Below are 18337 nucleotides of genomic sequence, written 5' to 3'. Positions count from 1 at the left end.
TCAAACTTACGATATTGGCAATCTTGCCTTCAACGACATCCGCCAACATAATTTGAAGGGTAGAGGTACCATCCTCATTAGTCTTCAGCTTACCTTTTTTGCGCAATTGATTCGTAGAAAAGTACACGCGTGTATTTTCTTTGTTGAAACAAATCATAGCATCATGATACTGCGAATTCAGGCCCTCGAATAATTTGTCATTGGTAAGGTTACCATTCGCTGTATTTCTTTGTGCCTCATAAATGTTTAAGTAAGGTTGTTCGTTCCAAGCGTATGTTTTCTTCGTCAATTCTCCTTCTCCAGCTCTACTCGAAGCAAATAAGATTTTGTTCCCATAATTGGCTACACCAAAATCAGAGTTAGCTGAATTGATGGGAAGATTTCTCAAGACGTATAAGTTGTCTCTTTTAATGTCGAAAGCTGCTTTTTGCTTTTTTAATTGAGCTAATTTTTCCGAATTACCCGCATAATACTCCATGAGTATGGCGTCGGCATCTTCATATTGCCCCTCGCTTTTTAGGCACTGAATGTATTTCAGAAAATCTCCTTCGTCAACATTGCTATAATCAGCAGATATAGCTCTTTGATACCAAGGTAAAGCTTGTTTGTAATTCGTTAGATTAAAGTAGCTGTTGGCAATTTTAAGATTAACATCTTCTGTTGCTTTATTACTTGAGATTGCTTTATTGTAAGATTCAATAGCATTATCGAAGTCATATTTAGCGTATAAATCATCTCCTTTTTCCATCGCGTTTTGACCAAAGGCAATTCCAGATGCTAAGAGACTTATGTATATTAAATTTTTCATGATGGTTCCGTTTTAGAAGAATCTTGGAGAGGTTGCAACTCTCGTTTGTCTCAATAGTTTGTATTTCAAAATGATTTCATGAGATCCAGAATGGAAATCTTTTGTTGGAGTAATTCCTAAGTCGTAGGCGTATCCAACAAAGAATGATTTCGCAAACTCATATCCTGCTAAAAGATTAATAGCATCCTGATATCTGTAAGCAGCACCCAAAGTAAATTGCTCCTTCAAGAGGAAATTGGCAGATAAGTCAATACTTAAAGGCGCATTAGGTACTATCTTCGTCATCAAAGCAGGTTTGAATTTCACATTAGGTGACAAGTCGAATACATAACCTGTAATCACAAAGAAGTGTAGTTCGTTGGCAAACCTGTCATAAACTTGAGAAAGATTGCTTTTACGTTTGATGACATTAGGACTAGATACTCCAGCGTAAAAACGGTTAGAGTAAAGGTAAAGTCCGGCACCAACAGCTGGAGTTATCTCGTTGTTTAAATTTTGGTTGTATGCGTTATCACTAGTGTTGTAGATAGTTCCCATAGACCAATCAGCAGATACTGAATTGATACCTCCAGAAACGCCTAAAGACAATCTAAGTTTATCATTTAACTGCACGCTTGAAGCAAGGTTCACCGCGAGTTCATTTTGTGTAATTGGACCAATTCTATCATTAACCGCTGTTAACCCAAGTCCAAAATGCTTGTTAATGGCTCCGTTTAAAGAAAGACCGGTTGTAACAGGGGCTCCATCCATTCCAACCCATTGAGATCGGTGAATAGCAGTTGCTTCTAAACCGTCTATTGTTCCTGTATAACCCGCGTTCAATGGCATAGTGTTATACATATATTGCGTGTACTGCGCTCTTTGTTGGCCCCAAGCAAAGGAACCAACAAAAAGAGCTGCTACTAATACCGCACTGATTTTATTTATTTTCAAAGTTTTCATCGTATTGCGTTTAGTATGTTATTATTTAATTAAGTATAACCATCCTGACCATTGCTGATCTGAGTTAGCGTCTTTTATGATGTAGAAATAAGTACCTGTTGGTAATACATTTCCAGTACCAATAGTTCCGCCAACGTTTGGAACTCCATCCCAGTCGTTCTGATAGTTTTCAGTTTGATATACCAGGTTTCCGTAACGGTTAAAGATTTGAACTGTATTTTCTGGATAGTCCTCAATTCCATCAATAATGAATCTGTCATTATCCCCGTCATTATTTGGTGAGAACTGATTGTAAACGGTAAGGTCTACGGGGTCCACCTCTACTGAGTCTACATTGTTTTCAGGGTCTGTATCATCCGTATAATCTCCAATTAAATGAGCGATATTCCAGTGATTACTTCCAGGAATGACTTTGGCAATTATTACGAGTGTTTCACTCGTATTTGGTGAAACCGTTGAGATAGACCAAACACCAGTTGATAAGTCATATGCTCCTGCTGATGTTGAATGAGAAACATATTCAAAACCATTGGTTAATTGTTCATTGATAAGAACATTTGTGAAGGTTACATTACCTGTGTTTTCAACTGTAATCGTAAACTCAACATTTTCATACATCTCAGGTGTTTTGTTGTCTACAGTTTTGTAGATACTAAGGTCTGGACAAATTCCTGTTGTGATTTGAATAGGGGTATCCATGTATTCAGAACATCCAGCGGTGTTCGTATAACTTACTTGAATTGATCCTGATCCTGAACCATCCCAAACTACCTCTACAAAGTTGTCTGTTGATGAACCTCCAGCAACTATAGTCCCGTCAACAACTGTCCAAACATAATTCGTCATGTTAGCATTTGTTGAGTAGGTAAGGGTATCCGCAACACATATATCGTTGAATGTTCCAATGATTTGTGCCGTTGGACCTCCATTTAAGTGAACCGTGATTGCAATTCTTTGGTCACTTTCACATCCATTTTCTACATTGGCTGCATAGTAAGTAGCCCCATCTTGCAGCGTTGTTCCTGAAGCTAAAACACTTCCTCCAGTTTGCTGATCATACCAAACTACTTGTGTAGCTGTAACTTGTATGTCTGCCAACGTTGGGTTATCGCTGAAACAGAAAGTCTGGTTATTATTAGAAGTTGTTGGTGTGCTCGTTATATTTAACGAAGGCTGGACAGCAGTTCTCACTTCACTTTCACAACCATTCATTACGTTTGCGGCATAGTAAATTTGACCGTCAACCAATAAAGTACCATTAGGTAATAAAGTACCCATAGTTGGAGCATCGTACCAGTTAATGTTTGGTTCGTTCATACTAATATCCGCTAAAGTTGGATTTGTATTCGCACAAAATTCTGGATTTGCATCATTGGTTGTTGGAGCAGGTACAAAAGTTACCGTAACACTAACCGCTAACAAATTCGTTCCTGTACATTGACCGTTAGTTTGTGCACCAAAGTAAGAAGCACCATCGGTAAGCGGAGTGGAAGGTGTTAACACATTCGCTCCTGCATCCATCCAAACTACGTTTGTTTGGTTCACCTGAATACTTGCTATCGTTGGGTTGTCAATGCTACAGAAAGTTTGCGCTGTACTGTTTGTTGTTGGAGCGGGTATATTTGAAACCGCAACCGTAACTGCCAGTCTTTGCGAACTTTCACAATCTACACTTAATTGAGCGGCATAGTAGGTTGCTCCATTCATAAGTGCTGTGGTCATCGGTAATGCGTTTCCGTTTGTTGCAGCATCATACCACACGATGTTTGTTTGATTTACTTGAACATCTGCTAACGTTGGATTATCTCCTGCACAGAAAGTTTGATTGGCCATCAAAGTAGTTGGAGCAGTGGTGTCGTTAACGGTAACATTTACCATTAATCGTGTTGAACTCTCACAGTTTCCAACGATTAATGCACCGTAATACGTGTCAGTAGCCAATGCATCCGTTGCATTTAATGCCGTTCCGCCAGTTGCTGACAAATACCAGTTTACTCCTGTTTCGTTCACTTGAATATCTGCAACTGTAGGCATATCAACGGCACAGAATTCTTGATTTGCATCCGTTGTTGTAGGAGCCACTGTATCCGAAACCGTTACATTAACCTGAAGTCTGACAGAGCTTTCACAATTTGTTCCTACTAAAGTTGCATAGTAAGCCATTCCATCTATGAGAGCATCTGCGTTGGATAATTGATTACCTCCGGTTGCAGCATCATACCAGCTAACATTTGTTTCGTTTACTTGAATATCTGCGATTGTAGGCATGTCTACCCCACAAAAATCTTGATTTGTATTGTTTGTTGTTGGTGTTGCCTCGTCTTCTACAGTTACATTTACAGCTAGTCTTTGCGAACTTTCACAGTCTACACTTAATTGAGCGGCATAGTAGGTTGCTCCATTCATAAGTGCTGTGTTCATCGGTAATGCGTTTCCATTTGTTGCAGCATCATACCAAACAATGTTTGTTTGATTCACTTGTATATCCGCTAGGGTTGGCATATCAATTTGACAGAAGCTTTGGTTGGCCATCAATGTAGTTGGAGCTGTTGTGTCGTTAACTGTTACGTTTACCATCAAACGGCTTGAACTTTCACAATTCCCAACGATTAATGCACCGTAATAAGTATTGGTAGCCAATGCATCCGTTGCATTTAATGCTGTTCCACCAGATGCTGACAAATACCAGTTTACTCCTGTTTCGTTCACTTGAATATCTGCAACTGTAGGCATATCAACGGCACAGAATTCTTGATTTGCATCCGTTGTTGTAGGAGCAACTGTATCTGTTACTGTAACATTGATTTGTAATCGTACAGCACTTTCACAATTAATACCTACAAGGGCAGCATAGTAAGATACTCCATCCATTAATGGATCTGAGTTAGCCAATTGATTACCTCCAGTTGAGGCATCGTACCAGTTAATGTTTGACTGGTTGACTTGAATATTAGCAATAACTGGATTGTCTGATTGACAGAATTCCTGATCAGCATTAAGCGTTGTTGGTGTTGAAGCGTCATTTACATTTACTGTGATGGCTAAGCGAACAGAGCTTTCACAAAATGCTCCAACCTGTGCAGCATAGTAAGTAGCACCATCACTTAAAGCAGTATTCCCTGCAAGCGCATTTCCATTAGTCGCTGCATCATACCAAACAATGTTGGATTGATTTACTTGAACATCATCTAATGTTGGCATATCCACCAAACAAAAGTCTTGGTTTGCGTTTAAGGTTGTTGGTGCAGTTGTATCGTTTACGGTTACCACAACTTCTAAACGCATTGAGCTTTCACATTCACTACCTTGTTGTGCCGCGTAGTAACTACCATCCATTAAAGCGTCTGTAGTTGCTAATAAGTTACCTCCCATTGGAGCATCATACCAGTTTACATTGGGTTGATCAACTTGAATATCGGCTACTGTCGGGTTGTCTACCGTACAGAAAATTTGATTTGCATTTGCTGTTGTAGGTGCCGTAGTGTCGTTTAATGTAATTGTAATGGCTGTTCTTACTGCACTTTCACAATTGGTAGCTTGCGTAGCTCCATAATATGTCGTTAGATCCATCAAGGTATCCGTTGCACTGTAGGCAGTACCTCCAGAGGCTTGATCATACCAAATTACATTGGGTTCGTTGACTTGAATATCTGCAACCGTAGCGTATTCAACTACACAGAATTCTTGGTTTAAACTACTCGTTGTTGGTGGAGGTATAACTCCTACCGTAACAAGAATGGCTAAACGCGTAGAACTTTCACATTCCGTTCCCTGTTGGGCAGCGTAATATGTAGTGTTATCAACAAGAGGTGTTGAGGAAGCCAAAGGTGTTCCTCCTGAAGCTGCTGCATACCATATAATGTTGGGTTGGTCTACAACAACGTCTGCTAATGTTGGGTTAGAAGTAGAACAAAAATCTTGTGTTGTATTAGCGGTTGTAGGAGCTGTCGTATCATTTAAGGTTACAACTACTGCTAAGCGCATTGAACTCTCACATGCCGCTCCTTGTTTCGCTCCGTAATATGTTAAACCATCCACTAAAAGATCAGTTGAGTTATACATATTACCTGCTTCAATTGAATCGTACCAAACAACATTTGGTTCGTTGGTTTGTAAATCGGCAACTGTTGCATACTCAGCAATACAGAATTCTTGGTTGGCATTAGCCGTGGTTGGTGGTGTTTCATCGTCAATAACGATGCTCACCATAAGTCTCAATGAACTTTCACATTCTGATCCTACTTGAGAGGCATAATAATCTCCAGTTACTAATGTATCTGTTGAAGCATATATGTTTCCTCCGATAGGTGCATCATACCAGTTTACATTCGGTTGATCAACTTGAATGTCTGCAATGGTTGCAAAATCTAACACACAGAAGGTTTGAACTGCTGATGAGGTTGTTGGAGGAGTCGTATCGTTTACGATGGCTTGTAACATCAAACGTGTTGTACTTTCACATCCAATACCTACAGTAGCTGCATAGTAGAAATTTAAATTTACTAACGTGTCTGAGTTACTGACTAAATTTCCTCCAGTTGCGGCATCATAAAAGATTACGTTTGTTTCGTTGGTTTGTAAATCTGCTACTGTAGGGTAATCAGATACACAGAATTCTTGAATAGGATCCATAGTCGTAGGAGGAGGGATAACACCTAGTCCAACGACTATTTCTAAACGATCAAAACTCTCACACTCACTTCCGACTTGAGCAGCGAAATAAGAGTTACCATCAACTAAAACATCTGTATTATTTAATAGGTTTCCACCTTCAGCAGCATCGTACCAAACAACGTTGTTTTGATCAACTACTAAATCTGCAATTGTAGGACTACTTGCCGAACAAAATTCTTGTGTGGTTAAAGAAGCTGTAGGTGCTGTTGTATCATTTACTATAACACTGACCATTAATCGAGTAGAACTCTCACAGGTTGTACCTACTTGAGATGCATAGTAATTACCTGTGGTAAGCGTGTCACTCAGGCTTAAAAGATTTCCACCTGCAGCCGCGTCATACCAATTGATATTTATTTGATCTACTTGAATATCTGAGATGATTGGGTAATCAACTTTACAGAATTCTTGTGTAGAATTTGAAGTTGTTGGCGGAGTCGTGTCATTTAATTGAACGGTGATTGCTAAACGATTAGAACTTTCACAACTTGGTCCAACCTGAGAAGCATAATAAATTTCACCATCTATTAAGGTATCCGTTGTAGCAAGTGCGTTCCCCATGCTTGCAGCATCATACCATAAAATATTAGATTCATTAACTTGAAGATCCGCAATTGTAGCGTAATCAAGCACACAAAATTCTTGGTTGGCATTGGCTGTTGTTGGCGCTTGCGTATCGATGATGTTAATAACAACCTCTTTTAAGTCACCAGCTCCATTAACACAACCTGTAACCGTATCTACAACACTTACAAAATAACTGTAAGGAGAAGATTGGTCGTCTAAACCTGCAATTGTTAAAGTCCCATTGGCGTCTACGTTGTAGTACACTCCACCAAGCGTTCCATTGGTAATGGGTTGCGTTTTATTATTGTCAAAGTACCATGTAAAATCTACCCCTATTACTGATGAGGGAACAATGTTTATCGTGTCCAAAGCACAATATGGATTCCCATCTCCGGTAACGGTGATATTTGTATCCGTAGGAAGGGCAATAATCGATACATCTACTGGAGTGCGCTGAGATTCTTCAGGACAACCAGGTATAGATGCTGCAACGAAGAATGTTGTATCCTGATCTATGTTGTATATCGTGAAAGGATCGCCAGAGGCAGAAGTTCCAATGAGGTTACCTCCTTCTTGGGCATCGTACCATTTCATAATAAGTGTACTTGGATCTCCATTCGCAATGAGTTGAATGGAATCATTAGCACAAGTAACCGAATTAACTGAAGCAGGGTCAATGGTTGGCATTGCCGGTATTTTCTGAACTCCATACAAATACAACATTTGTGCTAAATCAACGCCGAGAAGCGAAGTCATTCTAACTGTTATTCTATCGATTGGAGTATTAGGGTCTACTATTACATCAACGGGTTGTCCATTTTGTAAGTCGAGTAAATTTAAATTGATTAAAGAACCACTGGTTAAGTTTTGGTTAAACACTGTGGTTGCACCAAGCTTGGCTTCAATTTCTATATTGTTTGCTAATCCTAGTGAAACTAGACTCGAGCTTATTTGTAGTCTAATTCTAAATTCATCAGTTGTATTTGTAGGTCCATCGAAGTAAATCGTTTGTTCGAGCGTTGAAGCAACATCAAGAATACCAAAATTAAGTGTTGAATGTGTTGAAGTATCACTATCAATTGCTAACTCTGGATTTTGAACACCGGCTCCTCCTAAGTTCAATAAGTCTAATGTAATTCCTGTACCATCGAAACTTGTATACATGGCCTGTCCACAGGCATTCGTCCCGTTATAATAAAAGGCATCGTAAAATTCCAATTCACGGGTCATAAATAATCCTAAGAGTGATCCCATTTCATTGGAAATATAGATCCTGTTATATGCGTTGGAAGGTGTAATGGCGAGGTAAAAACTACCTGCACTATCGATTACAACGCGTAGACTATCTGCCGAGAAATCTCCGGGGCTGGCAGTTGAAGCGGAGAGAACGGTACTTGTTCCGTTTCTAGCCTCAATATCCAGTTCTTGATTTCCGGCCAACACAATGCCCAAAACATCACTTAGGAGTGTGGCCAAACTACCTCCTGTTAAAGGGGTAAGTATGTCATCCTCAGTTGCGATTTTAACATAAGTAGTTGTGTTCGCAGGTAATAAACTTGGAAATTCAACCTCTATGAAACCATCATAAGCTCCAAGACCTAGGGCTAGTCCTGAGCTTGATGTGACGGTACCAAATGTGGTGAGATCACCATCAACGGTGTTGAGGTAATCTGTTAATGCCAGGGAGTCGGTGACTGAGTTGGCATAAAATTGATTTTGACTAAAACCGGTCCTAGTGCATAGGAGGGTTAGTACCAACAGGCAAAATGCCTGCAGTTTGTTAAGGGTAAAGAAGTGTTTCATAACCTAATCGTTTTTTTAACTCCCTTAAACCTAGATGAAGGTTCAAAGGGGATACTCCCCAAGAGGGTTCGCTTGAGGTAGTTACTTACTGTTCGTCTGTAATAAATGTACCACAGCTTAAAAAATATGTTTAAACATAGGAGTAGATTAGATGTATACATCGGTTGGGTAGAGCGTATACAACCCGTATACGGAATGTTTTAAATGACTGAAAAACAGGGTTTTGTATTACCTGGATTATTTGCTATTTATTATGCAAGTACTGCTTTTTACCGATGAATTATTGTCGCTAAGAGAACGATAAAAGTCGTTCATCGCTGTTTTTAGCATAGGAAAATCTTGAAAGAGGGGGAGGGGGGAATTCTCCTTCCGGGAGATGAGATTATAGTTTTTGAAGGTATTCTATTAGGTCAATTTCAGCGTCTAATTCTAGTTTCTGTTTTAACCTATATTTCGCTGTTCTGGCAGATTGAGAAGAGATGTTTTTGAGGTTGGCAATCTCTTTATTTGAAAAGTTTAAACGAATGAGTCCACAAAGTTCTTTGTCGTAATTGGTAAGGTTGGGATGTTTTTCAGATAATACCGCATTGAACTTAGAATTTAATTCATTAATATTTTCTTGGAGTAACTCGTTCGTGTAACCTTGACCAACTTGATTTTTAAGTTCATTAGAAAGTTTGGTAATTTGTTCTTTATGGGAGAAAGAACTATTCTTTACGAATTCAACCTTTTTAAGGAACTCTTCATCAAATTGTCTTTTTCTTTTCAAGTTAATCGCTAAATCTGTTAATTCTCGATTTTGTCTTTCTATTCTTTTATGCAGTTCCTTACGTTCTTTTTGCAAGTTCTTTATACGCCTACTGATGTTGTTGCGGTTGTAGAAATAGATACTTAAAAATCCAATACAAAAGATGATAGATAGTCCAATGATCCACCATTTAAGTAAGCCTTGAGAATTTTGTTGCTTGTTTAATTTAGAGAGAGGACTCGTATTTTGATTCGCAATGAGAATGGAATCATGAGTTTTCAGACTTTCTATTAATTGGGTAAAAGAATTAGATTTATTCGTTTTTAAAATCTGAAGTAGATTCTTATAATGTATAAATTTCTCTTTCTTTTCAATTTGATTTTCTGGAGAATAAACAATTTGATAACGTAAGAATGCTAGTTTTTCATCTGTTTCTTCCAGTAAATACAATCCATTATAGTCCTTGAAATAATTTGATATAGAGTTGAATTCATATAAATCCTCATGCGTTTCCATGAGAAGAACTAAGACAACTCCTGCTATTTGAGAGTATTCGTTCTCTAAACATTCGTAAAGAATTTTCTTCAGTTCTTTTTTTGCTTTTAAATAATACCCCTTTGTTTTATCAATTTCAGCAAGATCAATGTCATTGATGAGTTTGAATTTGTGATTTAAAGGCGAAAAGTAATGGTTGCTAGTTTTAAAATACTTGACTGCAGAATCTAGTTGATATTGTTTTCTAAAAGTAATAGCAACGTTTCTCAGTGCTCGGCCTTTCATCAGGTCAGATTGTGCGTTTTTGAGTTGTAACTTAAAATATTTGTTGGCAATAGCTAATTCACCTTTTTCGGTGTAGATTACCCCAAACTTTTCAAGGTTATAAGGGATAAGAATTTCATTGGTCTCTTTTTGTAATAATTCCTTAGCGCTTCTTAAATTTCTCGCACCAATGTAGCAAGTGGATAGAAAGTAATTGTAATAAGGTAGGTTCTCTTGTTGTTGGATCAGCGTATAATTCTTAAGGAGTAGTTGAGAGGCTTTAGCATATTCCTGTCGGTGTGCATGCGTGTTTAATTGTTTAAGAAGTGGACGTAAATTCGTATCCACCTTCTCAATGTCCCCATCAAAAAGCACATTCAAATTATGTTCGCGCGAATTTTTCTGCGCAAATGAGCTTAGGGATAATAGTAGAAATATGACTATAAACTTTACTCTGAACACTTTTCCTTAAATATTAAATGGTTGTTAGGCTAAGGTGGTTTAATGTGCTTCTAACCAGTTCTTTGCTAATTCATATTCAACTTTCATCGGAACCGCTAATTCAACGGCATGTTCCATTTCTTCTTGTACCAACTTAGCCATGATTTCCTGTTCTGATTTATGAACATCAAAAACAAGTTCATCATGTACTTGAAGTAGTAATTTTGAATTTACTTTTTCCTTTTTCATGCGTTCTGCCACTTTAATCATTGCTAGTTTAATGATGTCTGCAGCACTACCTTGAATGGGTGCATTAATGGCATTTCTCTCTGCAAAACCTCTTACAACAGCGTTCGATGAATTAATATCTGGAAGGTACCTTCTTCTATTGAAAATAGTTTCTACATATCCTTTCTCTCTTGCATCTTTAACGGCCTGATCCATGTATGTTTTGATGGTTGCATATTCTTCAAAGTATCCATCTATAATGGCCTTAGCTTCTTTTCTAGATATACCCAGGTTTTGAGCTAAACCAAATGCACCTTGACCATATATAATTCCAAAATTCACCGCTTTAGCAGAGCTACGCTGTTCACGGGTTACGTCTTCCAAGTTTACTTTAAAGACTTTTGCTGCCGTAGCAGCGTGAATATCTAAGTTGTTCTGAAAGGCATGTACCATATTCTCATCTTGAGAAAGTGCGGCAATAATGCGCAATTCTATTTGTGAGTAGTCTGCTGCCATGAGCAAATGGTTATCATCTTTTGCAATAAAAGCCTTTCTAATTTCTCTTCCTTTTTCCGTTCGAATAGGAATATTCTGCAAGTTTGGATTATTCGAACTCAATCTTCCAGTTGCGGCAACTGTTTGCATGTAATGCGTATGCAATCTACCGTCTTGTTCATCTACAAGAGTCGGAAGTGGATCTACATATGTGTTTTTAAGCTTTTTAAGCGATCGATAGTCTAATATCAAAGGAATGATTTCATGGTCATCCTTATGCTTTTGTAATACATCTTCTGAGGTAGAGTATTGACCCGTTTTAGTTTTCTTTGCTTTCGATGAAATTTTCATCTTTTCAAACAATACTTCACCCAATTGTCTTGGACTATCTAAGTTGAAGTCTTCTTCGGCCAAAGCTTTAATATCTTTCTCTAGTTTTTCAAGACTTTCACCAAGCTCTTGGGAGAAAGTAGCCAATCCTTCTATATCTAAATTGATTCCTTCTTCTTCCATGGTTTTCAATACCTCAACCAAAGGCATTTCCATATCGTAGAACAAGGATTTTAAATGATCTTTTTGGATTTCTGGCTCAAATAATTCTTTCAATTGCCAAGTGATATCGGCATCTTCACAAGCATAATCTACAATTTCTTCTTGTGGAATATCGAGCATGGACTTTTGTTTCTTTCCTTTTTTACCTAAAATACTGTCTATAGAAATAGTTTCATAGTTCAGGTAATATTCCGCCAGCCTGTCCATACTGTGCTTGGCATCTGGTGAAAGTAAGTAATGCGCAATCATGGTGTCGAACATTGGACCTTCGACTTCAATACCATACCTTCCAATTACTTGTAAATCGTACTTTATATTATGGGCAACTTTTTCTATGTCTTTACTTTGGAAATAGGGTTTAAATTCTTCCAAAATTGCTTTCGCCTCCTCAAATTTAGTTGGGAAGGGAATGTAGTAGGCTTCTTTCGCCTTGAAGGAAATAGACATTCCAACAATATCCGCATGACGCGCCTCGAGTGAACTCGTTTCTGTATCAAAACAAACCGAGCTTTGTTCCATTATTTTAGCAAGGAGTTTTTGTCTACCCTCTGGTGTTTGCACAAAATGATAACTTGGTTTTTCTGTGCTTAAAGATTTTAAACTTTCTGGGGTAGCTGGCGTACTGTTCGTGTCGTTTGCCGTTCCAAATAAATCCAGTTGATTTTCATCTTTTGGACTACTTGCAGCTTGCGTAACAACGATTTCTTCGCCCAAAACTCTTTTCGCTAAGTTTCTAAACTCAAGTTCAGTAAAGAGCTCTCTGATTTTATCAGCGTTTGGTTCAACTACTTTTAGATCTTCGGCATCAAATTCAACATCAACATCTAGAATGATGGTAGCGAGCATTTTAGACATACGCCCTTGCTCCATGAAATTAATAACGTTCTCCTTTTGTTTCCCTTTAAGTTCATCTGTATGTTCAAAAAGGTTTTCCATTGATCCATATTTCGCGATCAATTTTTTTGAGGTTTTCTCACCGATTCCAGGTATCCCAGGTATGTTGTCAACGGCATCCCCCCAAAGTCCTAAAATATCGATTACCTGGATGGGATCTTCAACTTGGAACTTTTCGCAAATCTCAGGAATTCCCCAGATTTCAGCAGGTTTTCCTCCCCTTCCTGGTCGGTACATAAAAATGTTCTCAGAAACGAGTTGACCAAAATCCTTATCCGGAGTCATCATGTAGGTTTGAAAACCTTCTTTTTCAGCCATTTTTGCCAACGTTCCAATAACATCATCTGCTTCAAAACCGGGTTTCAATAAAATAGGAATATTGAAAGCTGAAATAATTTCTTTGATGGGATCCAACATAGATCGGATGTCTTCTGGCATCTCTTCTCGATTGGCTTTATAATCCGAAAAATCCTCTTGTCTATTCGTGGCTCCACCCGGTGCGTCAAAAACAACCGCTAAATGGGTAGGCTTTTCTCTATTGATAACATCGATAAGTGCATTGGTAAACCCAAATGCTGCCGAAGTATTTTGTCCTTTTGAGTTAACTCTCGGGTTCTTAGAAAATGCAAAATATGCACGGTAAATAAGCGCAAAGGCATCCAATAAAAATAACTTCTTCGGTATTTCGGGTGTTAACATATAGTAATTTTTGTACACGTGGAATACTTCCTCGTATAAGAATAATAATTATAACGAAATAAATAGTTCGTTATACAAAAGCAAAGCGATAAAAACTAGATTTTAGTCCAGTTGGTACCTTCTTTACTGTCCTTAATTTGAATTCCTGCTTCCGCTAAGAAATCTCTAATTTTGTCTGATGTAGTCCAGTCTTTATTTTCTCTGGCCGTCTGTCTCATGTCAATCACTAATTCCATCACTTTGCTTAAAGAATTGTCGTTGTTATCGTTAACAGCTTTAAGTCCTAAAACATCAAAGACGAAAGAATTAATTTCATTGCTTAAGATAGTTAAATCTTCCTGACTAATGGTTTCTTTTCCATCATTAATGGCGTTGATTAACTTAACCGCGTCAAAGAGTTTGGCAACGAGAATAGGGGCATTGAAGTCATCATTCATGGCTGCGTAAAAGCTATCGACTAAGGGTGTAATCGATGTGCTTGTGCTGGATGATGTTTTCAACTTTGGTAAGATTTGAACAGCTTCCATTAAACGTTTAAATCCTTTTTCAGCGGCCATTAAGGCTTCTGAAGTAAAATCTAAAGTTGAACGGTAATGTGCTTGCATGATGAAAAAGCGAACCACCATAGGGTCAAATGCTTTTTCCAGCAAATCATTATTACCAGAAAAGAGTTCTCCAGGAAGTAAGTTGTTACCTGTAGATTTACTCATTTTCTTTCCGTTTAATGTGAGCATATTGGCGTGCATCCAATATTTAACTGGTTTTTTACCGGTTGCTGCATGACCTTGAGCGATTTCACATTCGTGGTGAGGGAACTTCAAATCCATTCCACCTCCGTGAATATCGAATTCTTCGCCAAGATATTTGGTACTCATTGCAGAACATTCCAAGTGCCATCCCGGGAAACCAATTCCCCATGGAGAAGGCCATTTCATGATGTGTTCTGGAGCTGCATTTTTCCAAAGTGCAAAATCTAAGGGTGAACGTTTCTCACTTTGTCCATCCAGCTCACGAGTTCCTGATATAAGATCTTCTATTTTTCTACCAGAAAGTTCTCCGTAGTGTTCAGAAGCATTGTATTTTTCAACATCAAAGTATACTGAGCCGTTTACTTCATAGGCCAATCCATTGGCAATGATTTCTTGAATCATCTCTATTTGCTCAATGATATGTCCTGTTGCAGTAGGTTCAATGTTTGGAGGAAGGTTGTTAAAGGCGTCTAGCGTCTCATGAAAATCTACAGTGTATTGTTGTACAATTTCCATAGGCTCTAACTTTTGAAGTTTTGCCTTTTTTGCAATTTTATCCTCTCCTTGATCTGCGTCGTCTTCTAGGTGACCAGCGTCTGTTATGTTTCTAACGTAACGCACTTTGTAGCCTAGATGCTTCAAATAACGGTATACTAAGTCGAAATTTATGAAAGTACGGCAGTTTCCTAAGTGTACATTGCTATATACAGTTGGACCACATACGTAAAGGCCAACGAAATTTCCATGTATAGGTGTAAAAACCTCTTTTTCACCAGATAAACTATTGTAAATAGATAAGTTTCTATTGTGTGCTTCCATAAAATTTCAATAATACTGAGTATGAGTTCCAAAACTCATGATCAATTTAGCCACGAAAATACAATAATTTCGGGCAAAAATTAAAGGGTCAATACAAAAGATACTGGATTAAAGTTGACCTTCGGAATGATATCTTCCTTCCTTGTAAACTTCTACTTTTAATAAAAGACCGTCTTCATCATAGACGTAAACTTTACCATCCCAAAGTTGCCCTTCTTTAAACTCACCATCTTGCCATAACTCGTGGTTGTCGTTATATACTTTATTGTACCCGTTCAATAAAAGTTTACTTTTATCTTCAATAGTAGGAGCCTTTTTAGATTTGTTTGGAGTGGTTGACTGTTTTTCTGGAGAAATCATTTCTTTCTTTTCAGATGAAATTAGAGCTCCGTTTTCGTTGTAATTTATAACTTCTTTTACATCTCCATTGGGGTAAAATCGCTTGGCTTCTCCCACGGGTTTTCCCTTTTTAGCTGTGTATACAAATTGAGGGTTGCCATCGTCATAATAATAGGCGATTTCACCACTTTCATTACCGCTAGAATCAAATGAAGCTTGATAGACCAATACACCCTTGTCATTATATCGCTTTAAGGAGTCTTGATATTTTTGATTGCGAAATACACCTTCCTCTTTGACCAAACCATTGGGCCAATACTTCGTGAAACTACCCTCAGGTCTGTTGTTGCTGTAATATCCTTTTAATTTGGGTGTTTTCCCGTCTTTATAGTAAAAGGTCCACACACCTTCCTTTCTACCGTGTTCAAAATTACCCTCTCTTACTTTTCCATTGGTAGGGAAATGTAAGCTAGAATCTACATCCTTACCATAGATTACCCAGTAACCATGCTTTTTACCAGCATTGTCAAACTGATTAATGGTATCTTCAAGAAGAAACTGAGGTTTGTTGTATTCAGGCTCGCTAGAAAATGCGCTTGCACTGATTAACAGAAGCATGCACAATTTTAATACCGAGTAGTAATACATGTGATTAATTTTGACGGTTAAATATATACAAATGCCGTTTATCTACCAATAAAATTGCAGATAAACGGCATTAAAAAATAATCTATGTTAGAACGTTTAATCTATCCAGTCTGGGTTTACGTTTTCGAGCATAACCTCAACCATTTTGTCGATGTCGTATTTCTCTTTCCAACCCCAGTCCTTCTTAGCTGCGCTGTCGTCTATAGAGTTAGGCCAAGTGTCTGCAATCTTTTGTCTGAAATCAGGAGCGTAATTAATAGTGAAGTCTGGTTGGTGCTTCTGAATAGACTTTGTTAAATCTTCTGGAGTGAAAGACAATCCTGCCAAGTTGTAAGAACTTCTAATTTTGATGTTTTCTTCCGGAGCTTCCATTAACTCTATCGTTGCTCTAATGGCATCTTCCATATACATCATAGGTAATGCTGTATCTTCTGACAAGAAAGAAGTATAGGTATTTCGCTTACGCGCATTGTAAAAAATATCAACGGCATAATCTGTAGTACCTCCTCCAGGTAGAGAGGTATATGAAATTAAACCTGGGTAACGGATCGATCTAACATCCACACCGTAAATTTTATTGTAATATTCACACCATCTTTCTCCCGCTTGTTTAGAGATACCATAAACCGTTGTAGGCTCCATAATGGTAGTTTGCGGTGTTTGATCTGCAGGTGTGGTTGGACCAAAAACAGCAATAGAACTTGGCCAGAAAATCTTTTCAATTTTCTTTTCTTTGGCTAAATCTAAAATGTTGAATAATCCATCCATGTTCAATTTCCAAGCAAAGTCTGGATGCTTTTCAGCAGTAGCAGATAATAAGGCTGCTAATAAATAGATTTCAGTAACCTTGTTCTCTTCTACAAAGTTCCACACTTTTTCTCTATCCAAAACATCGAGTTGGGCGTACTGACCATCTTTTAATAATTCTGGACAATCTGGTTTAACATCTGATGCGATTACTGCGTCTGTACCAAATCGTTTTCTTAACTCAAGAACTAATTCTGTTCCTATCTGACCTGACGCTCCTATAACAAGTACCTTCTTCATTTAATCTTTAACCTATTAATTTGATGTGGCAAAAATAAGACATTGGATTTAGAAAAGAGAATGCATTTCTTTATATTTGTGAAACTCGAAAATTTCAGAGGTTAATGAATTGGGATGACTTAAAAATTAAAGCCAAGCTTCTCTTGAAGCGCAATCCAGAATGATGGATTTCACAACCATCTATATCCCGATTATTTAATTTTAAAAAAGAAAGAATATGCCCTTTTATCATAAGTTGGGGAAAATTCCTCACAAAAGACATACGACCTTTAAAAAAGAGGATGGAGGTTTGTATCAAGAACAATTGTTTGGTACAGAAGGTTTCCATGGTATGTCGAGTTTACTTTACCACGTTCATAGACCTACTATGGTTAAGAATGTTGGTGAAACAATAGATATGACACCTATAGCAGCGGTAGATAAGAATATCAAATCGCACATGCTTAAGGGGTACAATGTTGCACCAAAAGATGATTTCTTAGAAAGTAGAGAAATTGTAATGTTTAATAATGATTTGAACATTGCGGTAGCAGCACCTAAAAAATCTTTGAGAGAGTACTTTTACAAGAATGCAGATGCAGATGAAGTGATTTTCATTCATGAAGGTACAGGGACATTGAGAACGATGTGTGGAAATTTAGATTTCTCTTACGGAGACTACATCGTGATTCCACGTGGTATGATTTACCAAATCGATTTCAATACAGAGAACAACAGATTATTTATAGTTGAGTCTTTCTCTCCAATTGTTACACCAAAGCGTTACAGAAATAATTTTGGTCAATTGTTAGAGCACTCTCCATTCTGTGAACGTGATTTAAGAAGACCGGAAACATTGGAAACACATGACGAGTTAGGTGATTTCTTAATTAAGATTAAGAAAGAGAACGTTCTGCATCATTTGACGTATGGTTCTCACCCATTTGATGTTGTTGGATGGGATGGATATAACTTCCCATACATCTTTAACATTAAAGATTTTGAACCTATTACAGGTCGTGTTCACCAACCGCCTCCCGTACACCAAACTTTTGAGGCACACAATTTTGTGATCTGTTCTTTTGTACCTAGGTTGTACGATTACCACCCACAAGCAATTCCAGCTCCTTATAACCACAGTAATAT

9 protein-coding genes are annotated in these 18337 nt (G+C 37.9%); 1 reads left to right on the top strand and 8 read right to left on the bottom strand.

Annotated features, from left to right (window positions below; translation table 11 throughout):
* From R3333_RS04780 to R3333_RS04745, 8 genes are all read right to left on the bottom strand, one after another.
* On the bottom strand, positions 1-808 hold an 808-nt coding region (locus R3333_RS04780; RefSeq protein WP_413468671.1), incomplete at its 3' end, for a tetratricopeptide repeat protein.
* Positions 809-820: 12 nt separating this feature from the next.
* Positions 821-1750 carry a type IX secretion system membrane protein PorP/SprF gene (locus R3333_RS04775; protein ID WP_318957599.1) on the bottom strand — a complete coding sequence of 310 codons (930 nt, stop codon included), beginning with the start codon at positions 1748-1750 and terminating at the stop codon, positions 821-823.
* Between the two features lie 21 nt (positions 1751-1771).
* A complete protein-coding gene (locus R3333_RS04770; protein WP_318957598.1) occupies positions 1772-8794 on the bottom strand; it encodes a gliding motility-associated C-terminal domain-containing protein in 7023 nt (2340 codons plus the stop codon).
* A gap of 382 nt (positions 8795-9176) precedes the next feature.
* Complete coding sequence (locus R3333_RS04765; protein ID WP_318957596.1) at positions 9177-10649, bottom strand: hypothetical protein; 1473 nt, start codon at positions 10647-10649, stop codon at positions 9177-9179.
* 153 nt (positions 10650-10802) lie between these two features.
* The gene (gene polA / locus R3333_RS04760; protein WP_318957595.1) at positions 10803-13610 is read right to left on the bottom strand and encodes a DNA polymerase I; all 2808 of its coding nucleotides are present in this window, start codon (positions 13608-13610) and stop codon (positions 10803-10805) included.
* Between the two features lie 95 nt (positions 13611-13705).
* Positions 13706-15178, bottom strand: coding sequence for a cysteine--tRNA ligase (cysS, locus tag R3333_RS04755; protein ID WP_318957593.1), 1473 nt, complete (start codon positions 15176-15178; stop codon positions 13706-13708).
* Positions 15179-15286: 108 nt separating this feature from the next.
* Positions 15287-16135, bottom strand: a complete 849-nt coding sequence (locus R3333_RS04750; RefSeq protein WP_318957591.1) for a hypothetical protein — start codon at positions 16133-16135, stop codon at positions 15287-15289.
* A gap of 126 nt (positions 16136-16261) precedes the next feature.
* Complete coding sequence (locus R3333_RS04745; protein WP_318957588.1) at positions 16262-17212, bottom strand: NAD-dependent epimerase/dehydratase family protein; 951 nt, start codon at positions 17210-17212, stop codon at positions 16262-16264.
* A 217-nt stretch (positions 17213-17429) separates the two neighbouring features.
* On the opposite strand from R3333_RS04745, the gene R3333_RS04740 reads away from it, so the two are divergent.
* A partial coding sequence (locus R3333_RS04740; protein ID WP_318957586.1) for a homogentisate 1,2-dioxygenase occupies positions 17430-18337 on the top strand: 908 nt, incomplete at its 3' end.

Source organism: Lishizhenia sp. (assembly GCF_033720595.1).
Taxonomy (GTDB): domain Bacteria; phylum Bacteroidota; class Bacteroidia; order Flavobacteriales_D; family Crocinitomicaceae; genus Lishizhenia.
This window is presented reverse-complemented; position numbering and strand designations above follow the sequence as displayed.